Origin of the sequence: Rosenbergiella nectarea (assembly GCF_900111105.1) — a bacterium.
Classification (GTDB): domain Bacteria; phylum Pseudomonadota; class Gammaproteobacteria; order Enterobacterales; family Enterobacteriaceae; genus Rosenbergiella; species Rosenbergiella nectarea.
Genome location: NZ_FOGC01000007.1, coordinates 119178 through 139887 on the forward strand (window position 1 = coordinate 119178; position 20710 = coordinate 139887).

Genomic DNA, 20710 nt, shown 5'->3' on the forward strand with positions numbered 1-20710 from the left:
GGCCCTTATTGTTAACGCTTATTCTTCTTCATGTGTGCCATTAAACGTTTACGTTTACGCTGTTGCGTTGGCGTAAGTAGGTTACGTTTTCCGGCAAACGGGTTTTCACCCTCTTTGAATTGTATACGGATTGGGGTACCCATCACATTTAACGTTCGACGATAATAGTTCATCAAATAACGTTTGTAGGAATCTGGTAAATCCTTAACTTGGTTACCATGGATCACCACGATAGGTGGGTTATATCCCCCAGCGTGTGCAAACTTCAGTTTAACGCGACGGCCACGCACGAGAGGCGGTTGGTGATCGTCTTGCGCCATATGCATAATCCGTGTCAGCATCGCCGTGTTAACCCGCTTCGTCGAGCTATCGTAAGCCTCAGTAATGGATTCAAACAAGTTGCCGACACCACTGCCGTGTAACGCAGAAATAAAGTGAACACGGGCGAAATCGATAAAGCCTAAACGGTAATCCAGCGCTTCTTTGATTTCATCTCTGACGTCTTGAGATAAACCATCCCATTTGTTAACAACGATAACTAACGAACGCCCACTATTGAGGATAAAGCCGAGTAACGACAAGTCTTGATCCGAAATTCCTTCGCGAGCATCGATGACTAACATCACTACATTGGCATCTTCGATAGCTTGCAGCGTCTTAATAACCGAGAATTTCTCTACAGCATCATGGATTTTTCCGCGCTTACGCACACCTGCGGTATCAATAAGCACATACTCACGCTCATCACGTTCCATCGGGATATAGATACTATCGCGCGTTGTACCAGGCATGTCATACACGACGACGCGGTCTTCACCTAGAATCCGGTTGGTCAGCGTTGATTTTCCGACATTTGGACGCCCGACAATAGCCAATTTAATGGGTAGGGTCGTTGGGTCAAACTCTTCTTCTTCCTCAAGCTGCTGTAACTCTTCAGCCTCAAGCTCAGCCCAATAAGCCGCGTTCTCTTCTTCTTCAGTGAGCGGAACCTCTTCTTCCTTCTTGTCCATCCACGGGAACAATGCGGTTTCAAGTAGCGAGGTCACGCCACGTCCATGAGACGCCGCGATGGCATGGATATCACCCATACCTAAAGACCAGAAATCGCTAATCGCTGCGTCGGCATCGAGGCCATCGGTCTTGTTGGCGACTAAAAATGTCGCTTTTTCACGCGAACGCAAATGTTGAGCGATCTGCTCATCCGCTGGCATCACTCCTGCACGCGCATCGACCATAAATAACACGACATCCGCTTCTTCGATCGCTAATAGCGATTGCGCAGCCATCCGCGTTTCGACGCCTTCTTCGGTGCCATCAATACCACCCGTATCGATACAGATGAATTCACGACCTTCAATTTCGGCTTTCCCATACTTGCGATCGCGTGTCAGACCGGGGAAGTCCGCAACCAGCGCATCACGTGTGCGAGTTAACCGATTGAATAATGTTGACTTTCCAACATTCGGGCGCCCAACCAGCGCGACCACAGGTACCATAATAAAGCCTCATGACAAAAATAAATCTGCTAACCCAACTTTTATTCGCAACCACGCTTAATCAAATAAAAGTGGCTTACCATAAAAAATAAACGGCTCCTGTAGAACAGGAGCCGTGCAATATAACACACCCAAGCGAAATTGCTGAGGATGTTTAACGCGAGATGGAGTATACCTCGCCACCTTTCGCCTGAATCAGCAATTTACTGCCCGCCACAACCGGGTCAGTCTGGAAGCCTGAGCTGTCCACTTTTTGTTGCGAGACAAAGCGTCCATCAGCGGTATTGATCCAGTGCAGGTAGCCTTCGCTATCACCTACGACCAAGTAGCCATCAAACAGAACGGGTGAAGTGAGGTTACGGTGAAGCAACTCACTTTGACGCCAGATTTCGACACCACCATCAGTGTTCAGGGCAATCACACGATCATTTTGATCGACGACGTAGAGATTACCGCCTTCGACGATAAGGTTTTTTACGCCGCCAACATCACGTTTCCAGATAACTTGTCCAGAACGTAAGTCCATCGCCGTTAAGCTGCCGTTATACGCTAAGGCATAAACTACGTTATTGACGATAATTGGCGTGGTGTCGACGTCACTTAACCGGTCAATTTCCGTCGCACCGCTCGGTTGCGAAATACGTTGCTGCCAGATGATTTGACCTTGGTTCAGGATCACGGCGCTCACACGTCCGTTATCTCCACCAACGATCGCTCCGCCGTAGGCCACTGCCGGTGCAGATTCGCCACGCAGTGACAGCGAAGGAATATCAAGGTTGACTGACCATTTGATGGCACCCGTTTGTTGATCAAGCGCCTGCAAAATCCCGTTGCTTTGGTGGATCAGGACTAGACCATCGCTGACCACAGGACGCGACATCGCTTCACCGGTAACTTGAGTCTTCCACAGCGTCTTACCGTCTGCAGCGTTCAGTGCGTAGACTGCGCCGCGCTCGCTACCGATATATAAGGTTGAACCGTCAACCGTAATCCCACCAGATAGCAATGCTGACAGATTACTGGAGAAGAAGCCTTGTTTTTCAGAAAGATCGATCGACCATTTCTCTTTACCGCTCGCGGCATCCAGCGCTTTAACCGTACCACGACGGTCAGCTGCATAGACGGTTCCGTCTTGCCAAGCTGGGTGCAGATTAGAGTAGAAATTGCCTATACCGTTACCGACTGAAGTACTCCAGGTGGTCGACGGGGTAAATTGATTTTGTACTTTCGGTAGAGGGGCCATTTTCACGACATCCTCTTCACCACTGAACAGCGAACAACCACTTAATAGGGTGGCCGAAATTAATGCCGGCAGCAGGTATTTACGTAATTCCATGCGCTCTCTCACTGGCTTAGCTAAAATTATTCAACTTAGTTTGCATCATCTGCTTCACTGCAGGCGATACCTCTGATTTTATCCCTTGACGCCAGGCAGCGGCTGCGCCCTGCTTATCGCCCTTATTTAATAGGATGTCGCCACGAATATCTGCGGCAAGGCCAGTCCAGTTATCCCCTTTCACCGCATCAAGCGTTTTTAATGCCGCGTCAGGATTTTTAAGCTCAGACTGGACTCGAGCAAGACGTAAACGAATCACCGCTTGCAAGCTTTGGTCTGAGGAGTCTTGCAGGCCTTGCTCTAAGATTTTCGCGGCATTTTGCAGATCGCTCTTATCAACATAGGTTTTAGCCAACGTGAGTGACGCTAAAGCACCATAACTGGTTTTGTCATGGTCGACAAAACTGGCGAGGGCCTGAATTGATGCGGGATTATCAGCCTTCAACGTTGACGTTAGCTGCTGATAGCGATCTGACGACGCCAGAGCATTGTTTTGTTGATGATTGACCCAAAAACGCCAACCCACTAGTGCGGCAATTCCAATCACTGCTCCGACCGCAAGGGCCTTACCATTGTTTGCAAAAAACTGTTTAACTGCTTCAGTTTGATCACGTTGATTGTCGTTGTTGTAAACTTCCACCCGTCCTACTCCTGTATTACTCTCTACCTGCCACACGCTTACTCAGCGAGAAGCGCCGCCTGTAATTCGGCCAGTACGTCCTGAGAACTGACTAACTTCTGTTCGCCACGCGCCAAGTTTTTAATCACAACTTGTCCGTTACTGACTTCATCTTCGCCCAGCACTAATGCCACTTTCGCACCATTTTTATCCGCACGAGCGAATTGCTTCTTGAAGTTACCGCCACCAAAGTTAGTCATAATTTTCAAGCTAGGCGCTTGATCACGGAGCGTTTCAGCAAGTTGCATCGCTGCAGATTGCACACCTTGTCCCGATGATATGACGTAGACATCGACTTTGTTAACTGGTTCAAAGTCTGGCACGACAGATTGTACGAGGAGTACCAAACGCTCAAGGCCCATCGCAAAACCGACGGCTGGTGTAGCGCGTCCACCTAGTTGCTCGACGAGTCCATCGTAACGTCCACCTGCACAGACGGTACCTTGCGCGCCAAGGCTGCTGGTTACCCATTCGAAAACGGTACGGTTGTAGTAGTCTAATCCACGAACTAAGCGTTGATTAATACGGTATCTAATGCCAGCATCGTCTAGGAATTGGCAGACGCCCGCGAAGTGTTCGCGGGAATCCTCATCCAGATAGTCGTGCAGTTTAGGCGCATCGTTGAGTAGCGCTTGAACATCTGGGTTCTTACTGTCCAGCACTCGCAACGGGTTACTGTACATGCGGCGTAAGCAGTCTTCGTCCAAGACGTCTTTATGCTGTTCTAAAAAGGCAACGAGTGCTTCACGGTATGCGGCGCGAGCTTCTAATGAGCCGATGGAATTGAGCTCAAGCTCTACATGTTCTGCGATGCCTAACTCTTTCCACCAGCGTGCAGTCATCATAATCAGTTCTGCATCGATATCTGGGCCTGTTAGTCCAAAGACTTCAGCCCCAAGCTGGAAGAATTGACGATAACGACCTTTTTGTGGTCGCTCGTAACGGAACATCGGCCCCATATACCAAAGGCGTTGCTCTTGGTTATAAAGCAGACCATGTTCAATTCCCGCGCGGACACAACCTGCGGTCCCTTCAGGGCGTAAAGTTAAGCTTTCACCGTTGCGGTCATCGAAGGTATACATCTCTTTTTCGACCACATCGGTGACTTCTCCAATGGCGCGTTTGAACAATGGCGTCTGTTCAACGATTGGCAGACGAATTTCGCTAAAGCCATAGCCTGCCAGGACTTGTTTCAGACTCTGTTCGATGCGCTGCCATACCGCAGTGTCTGCTGGCAGGTAATCGTTCATTCCACGTATCGCTTGAATATTTTTCGCCACGTTACAATCTCTTTATTTCAAATGCTAAAAAACAGGGCATTGCTGCCCAGTTAAAGGATTAATTATCAAGGTGCTGGATCGCGATCCGCGCATTTTCATCAAGCATCGAAGCTTTTGCACGAATACGCGCTTCGAGTTGGTCAATCATATCGTTATTATCTAAACGATCACGTTGACGGACCCCATCTTCATAGAAGCCGCTCTTTTTATTCCCCCCGGTGACACCGAGGGTCGAGACGGTCGCCTCACCGGGACCATTGACTACACAGCCAATAATCGAGATATCCATTGGCGTAATGATATCTTCTAAACGCTGTTCTAAGGCATTGACCGTACCAATAACATCAAATTCTTGACGTGAACAGGTTGGGCAAGCAATGAAGTTAATCCCGCGTGAACGGATACGCAGCGATTTTAAAATATCAAAACCCACTTTAATTTCTTCAAGGGGATCCGCGGCTAATGAGATACGTATTGTATCGCCGATCCCTTCAGAAAGGAGAAGTCCTAATCCAATTGCCGATTTAACCGCCCCGGCACGCGCGCCTCCCGCTTCAGTAATCCCTAGGTGCAGCGGTTGTTTAATCTGTTGTGCCAGGAGACGATAAGATTCGACCGCCAAGAATACGTCAGACGCTTTTACGCTGACTTTGAACTGGTCGAAGTTCAAGCGATCGAGGTGTTCGACGTGGCGTAAAGCGGATTCAACCAATGCCTGTGGCGTCGGTTCACCGTATTTTTCCTGCAGATCTTTTTCTAAGGATCCGGCGTTCACCCCAATACGGATCGGAATGTTATGATCTCGTGCGCAGTCCACCACTTGACGAATACGTTCGTTATTCCCGATATTTCCTGGGTTGATCCGTAAGCAATCGACACCATATTCAGCAACTTTTAAGGCAATACGGTAATCGAAATGGATATCAGCCACCAGTGGCACATTCACTTGTTGCTTAATGAGCTTAAAGGCTTCTGCCGCATCCATGGTTGGCACAGAAACACGTACAATATCCGCACCGACACGCTCTAACGCTCTGATCTGATTGACCGTCGCTTCAACGTCGGTAGTACGGGTATTGGTCATTGATTGTACAGCGATGGGTGCCCCATCGCCGATTGGCACCTTACCGACATAAATACGAGTAGATTTACGACGGTTAATGGGAGCCTCGTTATGCATAGCTTTTCTCCACTTGCCTCAATATTGACGCTTACGCGCCAACATTCAGACGTGCTACCTGATTACGATGAACAAAACGGCTTAAATCAACTGGCTGTCCACGGAACTGGGCCGAGACGGAAGCAGGAGCACCGATTTTTAAATGATAAGGGAGCTTACCAGTGAGATTTAATGCGCCACCACTGTGTTGTAAGCCACTGAAAAGTTTTTTGCCGCTAGCATCACTCACTTCTAACCAGCAGTCGCCGGTAAATTGCAGTGTTAGCGCATCGGGGCTAGACGGAGCCTGTTGTGCATTATCAGCCGTTGGGGTGGCGGGTTGAGCAGGTAGCGAGGTTGATACCGCTGGCGTATTCGTGGTTGACGAGGTTTGTGCCGGAGTCGTCGAGGAGGTTGCTGGCGCTGTTACGCTTGTATCGTTAGCCGGCGCGGTTGACGCTTGAGCGGTCGCCTCGGGTTGCGCGGCCGGTTCTGGCTGCGCATCGTTAGCAGCAGGTTGTGACTCGCTCTGAGTGGCTTGCTGCGACGAAGGGTCGGTAGATAACGGGATAGACTGGCTAGTACCGGTTCCTTCGTTATCTTGTGTCGACACGCTATTGGTTAATTCACTTTGTGCGGCTTTATGATTTTGCCACCACCACGCTACAGTAAGTCCCACCACCACAAAAATAATTAACCAGGTGAAAGTTGTTAGCAGTCCATCACGTTTTTTTCTGCTACGGCGACTATTAAGCGAGTAATTCTGCATTGGCGTAATATTCGCGGGACGAATCGGCGCGTGTTGAATAGCTTCAGGCAGTAACTCGGCTTCAGGGATCTGTACTAAGCGAGCATAGGAGCGGATGTATCCACGTAAAAAGGTCGCGGCAAGTTCGGCAGGCGCTTTATCATCTTCGATATCTCGCACTGTAGAGAGCTTTAGGCAGAGTCTAGCGGCAACATTCTGTTGCGTCATACCTTTTGCTTCACGGGCTTGACGTAAACGCTCACCCGTGGATTTTTTGATAGTGTCTTGATTGGCTTCAGTATTCATTCGCAATATAACGTCAGTACTGTATCGAGGGTGAAAAGTTCGCGCTAACGGTAGTTGGTCTGTGACGCTAGCGACCAAGTACGGCGTTGCACGGCGATAAATTCATGGTTCAAATCAATCTGTTCAGTGGATTCAGTGTAATGATAGTGTGTTTTTTCAATAGCATCGCAAAACTGCGTTAGCTTATTCCGACACGACTCATACACTTATTCCCTCAACAGTTATCATTCTGACGACTGTATTGCTGGCTTTAACACCGCCGCTAACGTGCTGACTTCGGTAAACAAGGATCCCAAGAGCGGTTTTCTTGTCCGCCATTCTGATTACCTATTGTTTTTTTATCACGTTTAACAATACGTCGAGCTTCATCATACTGCCCTAAAGTACAAAGAAAAGCACCGTAATTATCACTTAGCCGGGTATTTTCTGGAGCCATCTGAAAAGCACGCTGATAATACAAAAGAGCCGTTGAGGTGTCACCTTGATGGGCTGCTATCTGTGCCAAGCCCCACCATCCTTGAACATTATTCGGCTGTAAAGCAACCACTTTTCGAAAATTGCGCTCGGCGTGGGTAAGTTGCTGCATCTGGAGATATTGCTCCCCGAGATAGAGTCGCATCGCCACACTCTGTTCCACCGCTGAATAGTGCTGGCAACCAGCAAGTATACTTACCCCCAGCACTGCCCTTTTCCATTTAGCCATTTTCTAGCCCTTATCATCCTTGATGGGGGGCTAGCATGACAGAATCAGTACAACGATGGTTATCCCTTTGACTAAAGGCTAGAGGGCTTTCACAGAAATTTGTTCGCCTGCCATTTTTTTGCGTAAGGTACGTTTAGTCCGATCGATAACATCACCGGCCAACTGCCCACAAGCCGCATCGATATCGTCACCACGGGTCTTACGCACTATGGTCGTAAAACCGTAATCCATTAACACTTTTGAAAAACGGTCGATACGGCTATTAGAACTCCGCCCATAAGGTGCGCCTGGGAAGGGGTTCCACGGGATCAGGTTAATTTTGCACGGCGTATCTTTTAATAATGCCGCTAATTCATGGGCATCATCGGTACTGTCGTTGACATGGTCTAGCATCACGTATTCAATGGTAACACGGCCTTGGTTAGCATTAGACTTACCAATATAGCGTTTCACCGCGGCTAAGAATGCTTCGATGTTATACTTCTTATTAATTGGCACGATCTCATCACGCACTTTGTCATTCGAGGCATGCAGTGAGATGGCTAGCGCCACGTCAATCATATCGCCAAGTTTGTCTAGCGCGGGGACAACACCTGATGTCGACAAGGTGACGCGACGTTTCGATAAGCCAAAGCCGAAATCGTCGAGCATGATCTCCATCGCCGGGACGACGTTAGTGAGGTTAAGTAAGGGTTCACCCATTCCCATCATCACAACGTTGGTGATCGGGCGCTGACCGGTCACTTTCGCCGCGCCGATAATTTTCGCTGCGCGCCATACCTGTCCGATTATTTCTGAAACTTTTAGATTACGGTTAAATCCCTGTTGTGCGGTCGAGCAGAACTTACACTCTAAGGCACAGCCGACTTGTGAGGATACACACAACGTCGCCCGATCTTTTTCTGGAATATAAACGGTTTCGACTAACTGGTCGCCGACTCGTATCGCCCACTTGATGGTACCGTCTGAAGAACGCATCTCTTCTGCGACTTCCGGTGCGCGGATCTCCGCCATGTCACTAAGCTTTTGACGAAATTTTTTATTGATGTCCGTCATTTGCTCGAAATCGTCACAGCAGTAGTGGTAAATCCACTTCATAATCTGATCTGCACGGAAGGGCTTTTCGCCTAAGGACGCGACAAACTTGCGCATTTCTGTGCGATTCAGGTCGAGTAAATTAATCTTTGTGGATTTAACAGGCGAAATCGCTGGCGCGAAAATTTCTGGGGTGGTGATAGAGTCTGACATAGTAATCTCTGGCCTCGTTGTTACACGTTATGGCACGTAAAAGGAATTGAAAATTTAAAAAAACGCACCCCCTCACAAGGTAAGGGGGTGCGTAGTGTACATCCATCTGCTATCAGATGCGAATGTACTGTGTTCGACACGTTAAAATTAACGAGTGCGTGCACACACTTCTTCAGCAGAGAAGAAGTAAGCAATTTCACGTGCTGCAGACTCAGCAGAGTCAGAACCGTGAGTTGCATTTTCAGTGAAGCTGTCAGCGTAATCCGCACGCAGAGTTCCTGCTAATGCGTTGTCTGGGTTAGTTGCGCCCATCAGGTCACGGTGACGCTGGATAGCGTTTTCACCTTCTAATACAGAAACAACAACTGGACCAGAAGTCATGAACTCAACCAGACCATCAAAGAATGGACGGCCTTTATGCTCAGCGTAGAAGCCTTCTGCTTGCTCTTTAGTCAGTTGCAGCATTTTAGCGCCCACGATTTTGAAGCCAGCGCTTTCAAAACGGTTGTAAATTGCACCAATTACATTTTTAGCAACGGCGTTTGGCTTAATGATAGAAAAAGTACGTTCGATTGTCATAGTGACCTCAGTCTGAGCTTGCAAAATACCCTAGCGTCGTTCAATCACTCTGGACGGACGACGATAGTGAGAAACGGCGCCGATTATAGGTGGCAAACGCGTCGTTGCCTAGGTTAATCCATTATTTTTTATCATTTTGCATTGATTTTATTCTTCCTTCGCGCCTGATCACAGTGTTCAGGCGTTAACCCTAAGCAGACTAAAAAGCTCCGTGACAAATTGAGCAAGCTTTGTCACTCTGTTCATCTTGACGTTTTAGGAGTGGAGAGACAATGAGTCAAACTGTTTTCGTGACGCCACGGTGGCTGGCTGACCACCTCAACGATACCGGGATACAGGTATTGGATGCGCGATTGTTACCCCCGGGACAAGAGCGAGTTCGTGACGTTGAGCGTGAATACCGTGCGGGGCATCTCCCTGAGGCAGTCTTCTTTAATATCGAACAACTCTCTGATAGCCAAAGTCCCTATCCTCATATGTTACCTCGTCCCGATCACTTTGCCGTGGCGATGCGAGAACTTGGTGTCGATCATGAAAAGCATCTTATCGTTTACGATGAGGGGAATCTCTTTTCTGCGCCCCGGGCATGGTGGATGTTACGTCACTTCGGTGTTGAAAAGGTCTCGATATTGGCGGGCGGCTTACAAGCCTGGCAACAGAAAAACTTGCCTCTCGCGACCAGTGAAGTCTCCCTTGCTCCGACGCAATTTGAAGCCTACGTAGCAGAAGATAACGTAATCCCCCTAACCAAAATGTTAGTCCTAAGCCATGAAGGTGGCACGCAAATTATTGATGCGCGCTCTGCTCCACGCTTTAACGCCGAGGCTGATGAACCTCGTCCTGGATTACGTCGCGGCCATATTCCCAACAGCCTTAATTTACCTTGGGATCACTTAGTCAGTGAAGGACGCCTAAAAGATAATGACACGTTACAGGCACTGTTCAAGCAGGCGGGCGTCGATACCACTCAGCCTGCCGTCGTCACCTGCGGTTCAGGGGTTACCGCTGTGGTACTGTTACTCGCCTTACATCAACTAGGACAGCAGCAGGTCAGCCTTTATGATGGTTCTTGGGGGGAATGGGGAAGTCGCGATGATTTACCGGTAAGGCCTTAGTGGAGCAATATCGAGCAAGACAAGCGGTTAACATATACTGAAAGTGTCCTTAACGGGTCAAAATCCTCTCTTGTCTCGAGACCAGTAGGTTTTGCTCTGTACCTAAACCGCTACAGTAGTAGAAGAGTGACCTGACTCACCAAAAGTAAGCACGGCCCCAAGCGGGATTGTTGTGAGAGAATGTCCGGTTTGATAGCGACAGGCACGGTGAGGACTTCACCGCGCCTAATCCTTCTTACGACGACTTCCTATAGTCTTTACCCAGCCATTAGGCGTTCGCCCGTTTCGACGGCAATACCCTTAGCTTTAATGAGTTGCAATACTTTATCCGCTCATCGAGACCGGTACTGTTTACCGGTAGGTATAATCGTTGAGGACGAGTCTGCCATATTCACCTCGGTCAAATGGGTATTTACTCATCACGTTAGTGGATATGAACACCCTGATTCAGCAGAGCCTATCAGCAATCAATCCCGCATATCCGAGTGACATACCTCAAAAATTTGATTTTTTTGATTAAAATACAAACAACACTTGTTCCTTGGCACGGAACAGTATAAGTTATTCCCTATCAAGGAAGAGGGGCCTTGCATGATTAAGTCTTTTAAGCACAAAGGATTGAATAAGTTTTTCGAGACAGGTCAGATAGGAGGAATTCAGGCGAATCACGTCTCAAAACTCAGATTGAGGCTTGCCATACTCCACGCCGCCATCGAAATATCAGACGTTACTATACAAGGTTATGATCTTCACGAACTCAAGGGTGACAGAAAAGGAATTTGGTCAATATCGGTAAATGGTAACTGGCGCATAACTTTCGAATTTAAAGATGGCGATGCCTACATCATCAACTATGAGGACTACCACTAATGAGTGAAATGTTTAATCCCCCCCACGTTGGAGAAGTTATTGCAGAGATAATTGAAAGTATCGACATAGGTACTCGTGAATTCTCTAGGGCGATGGATATCTCTCCATCATCCGCACACCGCTTACTTAACGGCCAAACTGTAGTGACGCCTGATATGGCGGTTAAATTGTCTGCAGTATTAGGTAATAATCCTAAGTTTTGGCTTAACCTACAAGCTAACTACAGCCTATATCATGCACAATCGTCGGTTGATACTTCTCACTTACGCAGACTGGTGGCAGATGCCCCCTCTCCTGTCATGGCACAATCCAAACCTTAGAGAGCATTAACTCAGATGGGTAATCCCTCAATGCTTCGGCAGATAATGGGGACAGGAGCATTGTATGATTGACATAGTGGTCTCCAAAAGAAGATACACGTTAAGTCAAGACGAAATATTTTTTAGCCTGCTCATCGAAAGATAAACGCCTGAAAGTTAGTTATCCAACTTTCAGGGTTCTTTTAACAAGCACTGCTTTTAAATTATCCGCTGGCTACCCTTAAAATCTCGCAGGAAACTGCCCCAACGTCGTTCATAGAATGGGGTGATGTGCGCAGTGAAAAAATGACTAATGCCAGAGGGCTGCTCAGTCACTTCACACAGGTCGATTAAGGCATCATCCGGTAAGGTATCGACCGCGACTTGGCCCGCTTGCTGAATAATCTCGTCAATTTCTTCATCCGCTTCAATCCCTACGAGTAAATTAGCCGGTAACCCCTGGCCTTCACGAATTTCGGCCAGAAAAGCACGACGCACCGTCTTAAGCCCGGCAAAGAGTGTAGTAAGCGAGCTGACGAGCTGCGCAGGCGGTTCATCGATCGCCGAGACCAGCAATGTTTCTCCACCTTCAATGACTCGCTGTTCAGAAAGCACATCGCCGCGATTATCTAGTAAGGCTGCAATCTCGCTGGCTGAAAATTCTTTACCTGCGCTCCGTTTAGGATTGAGAAAGAGATTTTCTCCCCGCGTCAATTCAAAGAGCGTTTTGACAGGAAGTTTGACCCAAGGCTCTCCGGACTCGCATACCTCATTAAGGACCTGTTCTGAGGTAAAAAAAGGAATGACGCTTTCGCCATCTGCCTTCTCCCAATGCGTCAATTCGACGCCCGACTCGGCAGTCAATTGTTGTTCAACGCTGCGGCCTAAAACCCAGACATCAGCGTCCAACAATGCCTGAAAAAAAGCAGGTCGATACGCTGGCTCAGTTGCCGCCTGCTCCAACAGTTTTTCCAATTCAACGGACATAATAGGCTCTCGAAATCGGCAGGCTAACCGCCTGCCCCGCAGATTATTTTAATAGCAGATTTGCTAAGGTACGCACACCAATCCCCGTGGCACCCGCTGACCACTGATCGACGCCAGCCTTACGATAAGTTGCTGAACAGTCAATGTGTAACCACCCTTTTTTATACTCGGTCACGAACCATGATAAAAAGGCAGCGGCACTGCTGGCTCCGGCAGTATGTGCTGGGCTAGCAATATTATTCAGATCAGCAAAATTGGAAGGAAGGTGCTGACGGTGGAACTCCGCAAGGGGTAAACGCCAGAAGCTTTCCCCTTCTATGTCCGCACTGTGCAGCAGCGATTGTGCCGCGATGTCATCAAAGCTAAATAACGCATGATAATCATTACCGAGTGCCATCTTCGCCGCACCGGTGAGGGTTGCCGCATCGATTAATAATTCAGGTTGTTGTGCGCTAGCATCGATTAACCCATCCGCTAACACTAAGCGGCCCTCGGCATCGGTGTTCATCACTTCAACCGACTTACCGTTACGATAATGGATAATATCGCCCAGGCGCATCGCATTACCGCTCACCATATTATCTGCACAGCAAAGGATCAGTTTTACGCGCTTAGTCAAACCGCGAGCAATCGCCAAGGCTAACGCTCCGGTTAGGGTGGCTGCACCGCCCATATCTGACTTCATCGAGTCCATCGGTGCACTCGGTTTAAGGCTATAGCCCCCCGTATCAAAGGTAATCCCTTTACCGACTAGGCAAGCGAAAACAGGCGCTGCATCGTCACCGCTCGGGTTATAGTCGAGAGTTAATAATGCCGGGGCACGAGTGGAGGCACGGCCTACGGTATGCAGACCGAGGTAGCCTTGTTCGCGTAGCTCGTCGCCTTTTAGGATACGATAAGTCACCGCATCAGGGGCAACATTATTCAGCAAATCTACCGCGGCACGGGCGAGTTCTTGAGGGCCCAGATCTTCCGCCGGTTTATTGATGGTATCGCGTACCCAATCGATGATCGTCAAGCGATGATCAAGTTCAGTGAGATCCGCTTCAGACAGCGTCGGCCAAGTAACCTGCCGCTGCCCTTTCGGTGAGCGAAAACCTTGCCAGAACGCCCAACAGGCTTCAAGATCCCATCCCTCACCGGTTAACACAACGTGGCGAATACCTTGTTGGTCGAGTTTACGTGCGGCGCGCTGTATAGCACCATTCTTCTCTGCCTCTGCAAGGTGGATCGTCATCCCTTCGGCATGAGGACTCATCAGAGCTTTGGCCCCCCAGCACTCCGCTGCGGGGTGCTGACTTAACTGTAATTGCATGGCTGTGGTCATCACTGACTCCTAAACTTATTCGTATTCGTCGATCCAGACTAACAAAATCGCTTCTAAGATTTTCTCGTTTGATGCGTCAGGATTGTCATCGAAGCCCTCTAGTGCACAGATCCAGGTATGTAGATCAGTAAACCTTACGGTTTTAGGATCGGTGTCTGGATAGAGATCGTACAAGGCTTCACCGATCTCACGACTATCTGTCCATTTTATTGACATACGTATTTTCTCCATAGCAATCGGGCCAGAGGTTAAGTCTGGCCCGATGAGGAATCAATTAGTGTTCCCGTGCGTGGTTCACGGTATAGCGTGGGAATTCGACGGTGAGGTCTTCGTCGGTCACCCGTGCTTGGCAGCTTAACCGGCTTTCTGGCTCAAGCCCCCAAGCCTTATCCAGCATGTCGTCTTCCAGCTCCGAGCTTTCGGCTAAAGAGTCAAAACCTTCGCGCACCACACAGTGACACGTGGTACAAGCACAGGATTTTTCGCAAGCGTGCTCGACATCAATTCCATTACGTAACGCGACATTCAGAATTGTTTCTCCAGGGGTCGCATCATAAACACCGCCATCCGGTAATAAATCGGCGTGGGGTAAAATCACTACTTTTGGCATAATTAAACCTCATCCACAGAATGTCCGGTCAACGCTTGACGAATAGATTTATCCATCCGTTGCGCGGCGAAATTCTGGGTTACTTGATCGAGTTGTTTTATTGCTTCTGCAATGGGTTGCGCTTCAGACCCTGCGAGTGCTTCGCGTAGGACCGCTTGCGCTGACGCAATTGCTTGCTGTTCTTCTTCACTGAGCAGTGCCGCATCTTCTGCTAATGCACCCTCTAAACTTTCTAACACGCGTAAGCCATCGACTTTCTGTTCCGCCACTTTACGGGCCGAAATATCGTCCCGTGCATGGGTCATCGAGTCGGTAAGCATCGTCGCGATCTCATTTTCGGTCAGGCCATAAGAGGGCTTAACTTGGATTGACGCTTCCACTCCGGTGGATTTCTCCATCGCGCTAACACTCAGCAATCCATCGGCGTCGACTTGGAAGGTCACACGGATATGTGCGCCCCCCGCGGGCATTGCCGGGATCCCCCGTAAGGCAAAGCGCGCTAGTGAACGGCAATCTTCGACCAGTTCACGTTCGCCTTGTAATACGTGGATGCTCATGGCTGTTTGACCATCTTTGAAGGTGGTGAACTCTTGCGCACGTGCTACAGGAATGGTGGTATTACGCGGGATCACTTTCTCCGCTAAGCCACCCATGGTTTCTAAGCCAAGAGAAAGCGGTATCACATCCAATAGCAGCATTTCGCTATCCGGTTTGTTACCGGCAAGAATGTCAGCTTGGATCGCCGCCCCTAACGCGACGACTTTATCGGGGTCGATAGAGGTGAGTGGCTCGCGAGAAAAGAACTCACCCACACGCTCGCGGACAGCTGGAACGCGAGTTGATCCACCGACCATGACCACTTGCGCGATCTCATCTTCCTCGATACCCGCATCTTTGACCGTACGGCGGCACGCCATCAAGGTACGTTTGATCAATGGCGCAATCAGCTGCTCGAACTGCTCGCGGGTTAATTCACCTGTCCAGTCGCCGACCGTGATCGTCGTTTCTGATACGTCACTTAACGCTATTTTTGCTTGGGTCGCAGCATCTAATACTGCGCGCAGTAAATGGCGGTCAGAGAGATCCGTAATACCGGCTTGTTGTTGAATCCATTGCGCCACCAGTTGATCGAAGTCATCGCCGCCTAGTGCAGAATCGCCACCTGTGGCCAGCACTTCAAATACACCACGGCTTAAGCGCAGAATAGAGATATCAAAGGTGCCACCGCCTAAATCATAGACGGCGATAACGCCTTCTTGACCAGAATCTAAACCGTATGCCACGGCAGCAGCGGTCGGTTCATTCAACAGACGTAATACCTTCAGACCGGCTAAGCGAGCCGCATCTTTAGTCCCCTGACGTTGTGCATCGTCAAAATAAGCCGGAACCGTGATCACTACGCCTTCCAACTCGCCGCCCAAGGTCTCTTCCGCTCGCTTAGCAAGTGTCGATAGGATCTCTGAAGAAACGGAAATAGGGTTAACCTGGCCGACCGGCGTGGACATCAGCGGTAAACCGTTTTCGCTAGCATGGAAGTGGTAAGGCAGTTGCGGATAACGCTGTTGGACATCCGCCAGCGAGCGGCCGAGCAGACGTTTAACCGAACTGAAGGTGTGAGCCGGATCAGTCACCGCTTGTTCACGGGCCGGCCAACCAACGATAGTCTCATCCGAGGTATAACGCACGACGGACGGCAGCAGATCACGCCCTTGTGCATCGGCCAAGGTCGTCGTTTCGCCACTCCTTACGGTAGCAACCAGTGAGTGAGTGGTCCCTAAGTCGATACCCGCCGCCAGACGACGCTGGTGCGGAACTGAACTTAGGCCAGGTTCGCTGATTTGAAGTAACGCCATCGTTTATCCTTAAAAATCGAGCCATTTCTCTTCCAGTGCCTCGGCATGCTCGGCAAGTCTGGTAAAGAAACGGAGTTTACGGACTGTATCGGCGGCTTGCGGCCACTGTTGATCGGCAAGTTGCTGCGCGACAACACTCATTAACGATTTATGCTGCTGTTTGATGTCGCCTAAAAAACGCGTTAATGCCTCGCCATCCTGTTGCTGTTCAATCGTTTCCAGGGTTTCTCTGAGCGTCAGTTGCGCCATCAGAAACTCGGTATCGTGCATAGTATGTTGTTCGTTATTAATATCGAAACCATGCAGCGAGAGAATATATTCAGCACGAGGTAACGGTTTACGTAAGGCTTGGTACCCTTGATTGATATTTGCCGCAGTGGTGAGAGCCTGTAAGCGTTCCGCTTCCGGCTGAGTGGCAAAGTTATCAGGGTGATAACGGCGTTGCAAAGCTTGATACCGCTCGGCGAGTGACGAAGTGTCGAGCGTGAAGCTTTCTGGCAGGTCAAACAGCGTAAAAAAGTTCATAAGCTATCAGTTCGCGTAAGACAAACTCATCGCCCCAGCGAGCTGGGGCGATGAGTTAAATCAGTGTATGACATCAAAGTTATACGTTAAAGCTCTCGCCACAACCGCATTCATCTTTGACATTAGGATTATTGAATTTAAAGCCTTCATTAAGCCCTTCTTTAACGAAATCCAATTCCGTCCCGTCGAGGTAAACTAAGCTTTTGCCATCAACAATCACTTTAACGCCTTTGTCTTCGAAGACAAGATCGTCAGGCTGTAATTCATCGACAAACTCTAGAACGTAAGCCATGCCTGAGCACCCTGAGGTGCGTACCGCAAGGCGTAGGCCAACGCCTTGCCCGCGGTGAGTTAAGAAGGCGCTGACACGATCTGCCGCTGAATCACTCAGGGAAATTGACATGTTAACTCCCTAACTTACTTAGCGGTTTTCTTGCTCTTATAGTCATCGATAGCCGCTTTGATAGCATCTTCCGCAAGGATCGAACAGTGGATCTTCACCGGTGGAAGCTCCAGTTCTTCAGCGATTTGCATGTTAGAGATGCTTTGCGCTTCGTCTAGCGATTTGCCTTTTACCCACTCGGTAATCAGCGAACTTGAGGCAATCGCTGAGCCGCAGCCATAAGTTTTGAAGCGAGCATCTTCAATGATGCCGGTATCGCTGACTTTGATCTGTAGCTTCATCACGTCACCACAAGCCGGTGCGCCCACCATGCCGCTGCCCACAGTTGGATCGGCGTTATCAAAAGAGCCCACGTTACGTGGATTTTCGTAGTGATCGATTACTTTTTCGCTGTAAGCCATGATATTTTCTCCAAAATCTAAAAATTAGTGGTGCGCCCATTCGATGCTATTTAAATCTACGCCGGCCTTAAACATCTCCCATAATGGAGATAAGTCACGGAGGCGACCGATAGATTTGTGGCATAAATCAATCGCATAATCGACTTCTTCTTCAGTGGTAAAGCGCCCTAAAGAGAAACGAATCGAGCTGTGTGCCAGTTCATCATTCATCCCTAATGCGCGTAGCACATAGGAAGGTTCCAAGCTCGCAGAAGTACAGGCTGAACCGGATGATACGGCTAAATCTTTCAGCGCCATAATTAATGACTCACCTTCAACATAGTTAAAGCTGACATTAAGAATGTTTGGGGCACCATTTTCTAGATCACCGTTCAGATAGACTTCTTCCATATCCTTCAGGCCATCCCATAGACGAGTGCGCAGTTTGCTGAGGCGAGCCATTTCGGTGCTCATCTCTTCTTTAGCAATGCGGTACGCTTCGCCCATGCCGACAATTTGGTGAACAGGCAATGTACCTGAACGCATACCACGCTCGTGACCACCACCATGGATCTGGGCTTCTAGTCGGATACGCGGTTTACGACGTACGTATAAACCACCGATCCCCTTAGGACCATAGATCTTGTGAGCAGAGAAAGACATTAAATCAACTTTTAGCGTCGACAGGTCAATCGGTAATTTACCGACGCTTTGCGTGGCATCGACGTGGAAGATAATGCCTTTTGCACGGCAAATCTCACCGAGCCCAGCGATATCTTGTACAACACCAATTTCGTTGTTAACGTGCATCACAGAAGCCAGTACTGTGTCGTCGCGTAAAGCGGCGGTGAACTGCTCTAATGTGATCAGGCCATTAGCTTGTGGGGAAAGGTAAGTGATTTCAAACCCTTCACGCTCTAGCTGACGGCAAGTATCCAGTACGGCTTTGTGCTCGGTTTTAACCGTCACAACGTGCTTACCTTTTTTCTGGTAAAAGGTTGCCGCGCCTTTGATCGCTAAGTTATCAGATTCGGTTGCGCCAGAGGTGAAAACAATCTCACGCGGATCCGCACCAATCAGTTCAGCAACTTGGTTACGAGCGATATCCACCACCTCTTCCGCCTGCCAACCGAAACGGTGTGAACGTGATGCGGGGTTACCAAAATTGCCATCTTGGGTCATACATTGCATCATTTTTTCAGCAACGCGAGCGTCAACAGGTGTCGTCGCTGAGTAGTCGAGATAAATCGGTAATTTCATTGCGCTTAAGCTCCGTACATCACTTCATTGCATGTTATATTTTATAAAAATTGACAGTCGATAAAGAGTCAATTATTACGAGCCTACTGCGCGCAATTTGACATCGATTTTCTCGGCCATACGGCCAGATTGCTGAAATCGACGATTATCGACAGTCGCTTGACGTCCAGCAACATCCAAGATTTCTTGATTGTTAACCAACTCCGCCAGCGAAATATTATTTAAGAAGTCACTAATTCTGTCGCTCAGGTCGCGCCATAATGCGTGCGTCAAACAACGCTCGCCCCCTTGGCACCCTTCTTTACCTTGGCATTTGGTCGCGTCAACCGACTCATCAACTGCCATGATCACCGTACCGACCGAGATATTAGCGGCTTGTTGACCAAGAAGATAGCCACCACCCGGTCCACGCACGCTGGACACTAACTCATGTTTTCTCAGACGCGAAAACAACTGCTCTAGGTACGAGAGCGAGATCCCTTGGCGTTCAGAAATATCCGCCAGCGGTACCGGCCCTTCATGCGAGTGTAACGCAACGTCTAACATAGCGGTGACGGCGTAACGACCTTTGGATGTCAGTCTCATTGTGATACGACCTCGGTTTTCACAGTTGTCGGAATGTTAAATAATTGATGCTCACAGTCTGACATTCCCGAGTGATTTGGTCAACTATTTACCTGACTAAATTACTCAGGTATTTAACCGAAAGTGCGTATCATTGTGCCTTAACTTTTAGGCTTTTCACCCTTTTGAAAGGACGAGAGCATGCCACGTAAAATATTCAATTCATCGCGCTCAGGCCGTGCACGCGTAAAGAGACGGCGAAGTTTGCTCATCACTTGGCTTGGGTTGCCCTGACGTATAAACCCACTTTCAAGCATCATGCCTTCCATATGGTGATAGAAGCGCTCTAAATCATCTACTAATGGGTAAGGCGACTCTTCAGTTTGCGGCGCTACCGGGGATTGCTCACTCGCCAACCATGCCATGCGAACTTCATACGCGATAATTTGTACGGCCATGGCAAGATTTAATGAGCTGTAATCTGGGTTCGCAGGGATGGCGACATGGTAGTGGCATTTTTGCAGCTCATCGTTGGTTAAGCCTACCCGCTCGCGACCAAAGACTAACGCAACCGGCGCTTGCTGCCCTTCTTCCACGCTTTTAGTCCCGCACTCGCGTGCATCCAACATCGGCCACGGCAGTGAACGAGAGCGTGCGCTAGTCCCGACCACTAAACTACAGCCCGAGATCGCTTCATCAAGCGTGTCAACAATGGTGGCATTGCCGATAAGATCGCTCGCGCCGGCGGCGAGTGAGATGGCTTGCGAGTCAGGTTTGAGTAATGGATTTACCAGATAAAGATTAGAAAGGCCCATGGTTTTCATGGCACGGGCGACTGAGCCCATATTCCCGGTGTGAGACGTTTCAACCAAGACAATTCGTATATTCTGTAACATAAGCAGGATTCATGTCGCCAAGAGAAATGATGAAAGGATTCTAACATAATCTGAGACTTTTATTTAACCTTCTGCTATACTGCCCGC

The 20710-nt window shown here is 49.0% G+C and carries 23 protein-coding genes; 3 read left to right on the forward strand and 20 right to left on the reverse strand.

All coding sequences use genetic code 11. The annotated features are described in order from the left end of the window. Nucleotides 1-11: 11 nt before the first annotated feature. The 9 genes from der to ndk form a co-directional block, all read right to left on the reverse strand. Nucleotides 12-1496: a ribosome biogenesis GTPase Der gene (gene der / locus BMX14_RS09945; protein ID WP_092676274.1), complete on the reverse strand. Its 1485-nt coding sequence runs from the start codon at nt 1494-1496 to the stop codon at nt 12-14. Between the two features lie 154 nt (nt 1497-1650). Beyond that, a complete protein-coding gene (bamB, locus tag BMX14_RS09950) occupies nt 1651-2832 on the reverse strand; it encodes an outer membrane protein assembly factor BamB (protein WP_092676277.1) in 1182 nt (393 codons plus the stop codon). A 16-nt stretch (nt 2833-2848) separates the two neighbouring features. Further along, on the reverse strand, nt 2849-3472 hold the full coding sequence (locus BMX14_RS09955; RefSeq protein WP_092676279.1) for a YfgM family protein: 624 nt from the start codon (nt 3470-3472) through the stop codon (nt 2849-2851). A 38-nt stretch (nt 3473-3510) separates the two neighbouring features. Beyond that, nucleotides 3511-4791, reverse strand: coding sequence for a histidine--tRNA ligase (gene hisS, locus BMX14_RS09960; protein ID WP_092676282.1), 1281 nt, complete (start codon nt 4789-4791; stop codon nt 3511-3513). 58 nt (nt 4792-4849) lie between these two features. Beyond that, nucleotides 4850-5971, reverse strand: a complete 1122-nt coding sequence (ispG, locus tag BMX14_RS09965) for a flavodoxin-dependent (E)-4-hydroxy-3-methylbut-2-enyl-diphosphate synthase (RefSeq protein WP_092676285.1) — start codon at nt 5969-5971, stop codon at nt 4850-4852. A gap of 31 nt (nt 5972-6002) precedes the next feature. Next, entirely contained in the window at nt 6003-7004 is a 1002-nt protein-coding gene (rodZ, locus tag BMX14_RS09970) for a cytoskeleton protein RodZ (RefSeq protein WP_092676288.1), read from the reverse strand. 262 nt (nt 7005-7266) lie between these two features. Next, nucleotides 7267-7707 (reverse strand): tetratricopeptide repeat protein, encoded by a 441-nt coding sequence (locus tag BMX14_RS09975; RefSeq protein WP_092676290.1) that lies wholly within the window; start codon nt 7705-7707, stop codon nt 7267-7269. 78 nt (nt 7708-7785) lie between these two features. Beyond that, on the reverse strand, nt 7786-8955 hold the full coding sequence (locus BMX14_RS09980) for a bifunctional tRNA (adenosine(37)-C2)-methyltransferase TrmG/ribosomal RNA large subunit methyltransferase RlmN (RefSeq protein WP_092676293.1): 1170 nt from the start codon (nt 8953-8955) through the stop codon (nt 7786-7788). A 147-nt stretch (nt 8956-9102) separates the two neighbouring features. Beyond that, the gene (gene ndk / locus BMX14_RS09985) at nt 9103-9534 is read right to left on the reverse strand and encodes a nucleoside-diphosphate kinase (RefSeq protein WP_048912436.1); all 432 of its coding nucleotides are present in this window, start codon (nt 9532-9534) and stop codon (nt 9103-9105) included. 272 nt (nt 9535-9806) lie between these two features. On the opposite strand from ndk, the gene sseA reads away from it, so the two are divergent. The 3 genes from sseA (at nt 9807) to BMX14_RS10000 (ending at nt 11839) form a co-directional block, all read left to right on the forward strand. Continuing rightward, nucleotides 9807-10649 (forward strand): 3-mercaptopyruvate sulfurtransferase, encoded by an 843-nt coding sequence (gene sseA, locus BMX14_RS09990; RefSeq protein WP_092676296.1) that lies wholly within the window; start codon nt 9807-9809, stop codon nt 10647-10649. 591 nt (nt 10650-11240) lie between these two features. After that, on the forward strand, nt 11241-11519 hold the full coding sequence (locus BMX14_RS09995; RefSeq protein ID WP_092676299.1) for a type II toxin-antitoxin system RelE/ParE family toxin: 279 nt from the start codon (nt 11241-11243) through the stop codon (nt 11517-11519). Beyond that, a complete protein-coding gene (locus tag BMX14_RS10000; protein ID WP_092676302.1) occupies nt 11519-11839 on the forward strand; it encodes a HigA family addiction module antitoxin in 321 nt (106 codons plus the stop codon). Before BMX14_RS09995 ends, BMX14_RS10000 begins: the two co-directional genes overlap by 1 nt. A 198-nt stretch (nt 11840-12037) precedes the next feature. On the opposite strand, the gene sseB is transcribed toward BMX14_RS10000, so the two are convergent. The 11 genes from sseB to trmJ form a co-directional block, all read right to left on the reverse strand. Then, complete coding sequence (gene sseB, locus BMX14_RS10005) at nt 12038-12805, reverse strand: enhanced serine sensitivity protein SseB (protein ID WP_092676304.1); 768 nt, start codon at nt 12803-12805, stop codon at nt 12038-12040. A gap of 43 nt (nt 12806-12848) precedes the next feature. Further along, entirely contained in the window at nt 12849-14135 is a 1287-nt protein-coding gene (gene pepB / locus BMX14_RS10010) for an aminopeptidase PepB (RefSeq protein WP_408011870.1), read from the reverse strand. A gap of 12 nt (nt 14136-14147) precedes the next feature. Next, on the reverse strand, nt 14148-14348 hold the full coding sequence (iscX, locus tag BMX14_RS10015; RefSeq protein WP_092676309.1) for a Fe-S cluster assembly protein IscX: 201 nt from the start codon (nt 14346-14348) through the stop codon (nt 14148-14150). Nucleotides 14349-14406: 58 nt separating this feature from the next. Continuing rightward, nucleotides 14407-14742, reverse strand: a complete 336-nt coding sequence (fdx, locus tag BMX14_RS10020) for an ISC system 2Fe-2S type ferredoxin (protein WP_048912443.1) — start codon at nt 14740-14742, stop codon at nt 14407-14409. A gap of 2 nt (nt 14743-14744) precedes the next feature. After that, nucleotides 14745-16595, reverse strand: coding sequence for a Fe-S protein assembly chaperone HscA (gene hscA, locus BMX14_RS10025; protein ID WP_092676312.1), 1851 nt, complete (start codon nt 16593-16595; stop codon nt 14745-14747). A gap of 9 nt (nt 16596-16604) precedes the next feature. Next, a complete protein-coding gene (gene hscB, locus BMX14_RS10030) occupies nt 16605-17120 on the reverse strand; it encodes a co-chaperone HscB (protein WP_092676315.1) in 516 nt (171 codons plus the stop codon). A 79-nt stretch (nt 17121-17199) separates the two neighbouring features. Further along, nucleotides 17200-17523 carry an iron-sulfur cluster assembly protein IscA gene (iscA, locus tag BMX14_RS10035; protein ID WP_092676318.1) on the reverse strand — a complete coding sequence of 108 codons (324 nt, stop codon included), beginning with the start codon at nt 17521-17523 and terminating at the stop codon, nt 17200-17202. Nucleotides 17524-17537: 14 nt separating this feature from the next. After that, nucleotides 17538-17924, reverse strand: a complete 387-nt coding sequence (iscU, locus tag BMX14_RS10040; protein ID WP_092676321.1) for a Fe-S cluster assembly scaffold IscU — start codon at nt 17922-17924, stop codon at nt 17538-17540. A gap of 24 nt (nt 17925-17948) precedes the next feature. Then, a complete protein-coding gene (locus tag BMX14_RS10045) occupies nt 17949-19163 on the reverse strand; it encodes an IscS subfamily cysteine desulfurase (RefSeq protein ID WP_092676323.1) in 1215 nt (404 codons plus the stop codon). 75 nt (nt 19164-19238) lie between these two features. Next, nucleotides 19239-19748: a Fe-S cluster assembly transcriptional regulator IscR gene (gene iscR / locus BMX14_RS10050; RefSeq protein ID WP_092676326.1), complete on the reverse strand. Its 510-nt coding sequence runs from the start codon at nt 19746-19748 to the stop codon at nt 19239-19241. 140 nt (nt 19749-19888) lie between these two features. After that, nucleotides 19889-20623, reverse strand: coding sequence for a tRNA (cytosine(32)/uridine(32)-2'-O)-methyltransferase TrmJ (gene trmJ, locus BMX14_RS10055; protein WP_092676329.1), 735 nt, complete (start codon nt 20621-20623; stop codon nt 19889-19891). Between the last annotated feature and the right edge of the window lie 87 nt (nt 20624-20710).

Bases quoted from the DNA above. Each gene is read 5' to 3' on its own strand.
- der (WP_092676274.1), bottom strand. From the start codon at position 1,496: ATGGTACCTGTGGTCGCGCTGGTTGGGCGCCCGAATGTTGGAAAGTCA.
- bamB (WP_092676277.1), bottom strand. From the start codon at position 2,832: ATGGAATTACGTAAATACCTGCTGCCGGCATTAATTTCGGCCACCCTA.
- ispG (WP_092676285.1), bottom strand. From the start codon at position 5,971: ATGCATAACGAGGCTCCCATTAACCGTCGTAAATCTACTCGTATTTAT.
- rodZ (WP_092676288.1), bottom strand. From the start codon at position 7,004: ATGAATACTGAAGCCAATCAAGACACTATCAAAAAATCCACGGGTGAG.
- BMX14_RS09975 (WP_092676290.1), bottom strand. From the start codon at position 7,707: ATGGCTAAATGGAAAAGGGCAGTGCTGGGGGTAAGTATACTTGCTGGT.
- BMX14_RS09980 (WP_092676293.1), bottom strand. From the start codon at position 8,955: ATGTCAGACTCTATCACCACCCCAGAAATTTTCGCGCCAGCGATTTCG.
- ndk (WP_048912436.1), bottom strand. From the start codon at position 9,534: ATGACAATCGAACGTACTTTTTCTATCATTAAGCCAAACGCCGTTGCT.
- sseA (WP_092676296.1), top strand. From the start codon at position 9,807: ATGAGTCAAACTGTTTTCGTGACGCCACGGTGGCTGGCTGACCACCTC.
- BMX14_RS09995 (WP_092676299.1), top strand. From the start codon at position 11,241: ATGATTAAGTCTTTTAAGCACAAAGGATTGAATAAGTTTTTCGAGACA.
- BMX14_RS10000 (WP_092676302.1), top strand. From the start codon at position 11,519: ATGAGTGAAATGTTTAATCCCCCCCACGTTGGAGAAGTTATTGCAGAG.
- sseB (WP_092676304.1), bottom strand. From the start codon at position 12,805: ATGTCCGTTGAATTGGAAAAACTGTTGGAGCAGGCGGCAACTGAGCCA.
- iscX (WP_092676309.1), bottom strand. From the start codon at position 14,348: ATGTCAATAAAATGGACAGATAGTCGTGAGATCGGTGAAGCCTTGTAC.
- fdx (WP_048912443.1), bottom strand. From the start codon at position 14,742: ATGCCAAAAGTAGTGATTTTACCCCACGCCGATTTATTACCGGATGGC.
- hscA (WP_092676312.1), bottom strand. From the start codon at position 16,595: ATGGCGTTACTTCAAATCAGCGAACCTGGCCTAAGTTCAGTTCCGCAC.
- hscB (WP_092676315.1), bottom strand. From the start codon at position 17,120: ATGAACTTTTTTACGCTGTTTGACCTGCCAGAAAGCTTCACGCTCGAC.
- iscA (WP_092676318.1), bottom strand. From the start codon at position 17,523: ATGTCAATTTCCCTGAGTGATTCAGCGGCAGATCGTGTCAGCGCCTTC.
- iscU (WP_092676321.1), bottom strand. From the start codon at position 17,924: ATGGCTTACAGCGAAAAAGTAATCGATCACTACGAAAATCCACGTAAC.
- BMX14_RS10045 (WP_092676323.1), bottom strand. From the start codon at position 19,163: ATGAAATTACCGATTTATCTCGACTACTCAGCGACGACACCTGTTGAC.
- iscR (WP_092676326.1), bottom strand. From the start codon at position 19,748: ATGAGACTGACATCCAAAGGTCGTTACGCCGTCACCGCTATGTTAGAC.
- trmJ (WP_092676329.1), bottom strand. From the start codon at position 20,623: ATGTTACAGAATATACGAATTGTCTTGGTTGAAACGTCTCACACCGGG.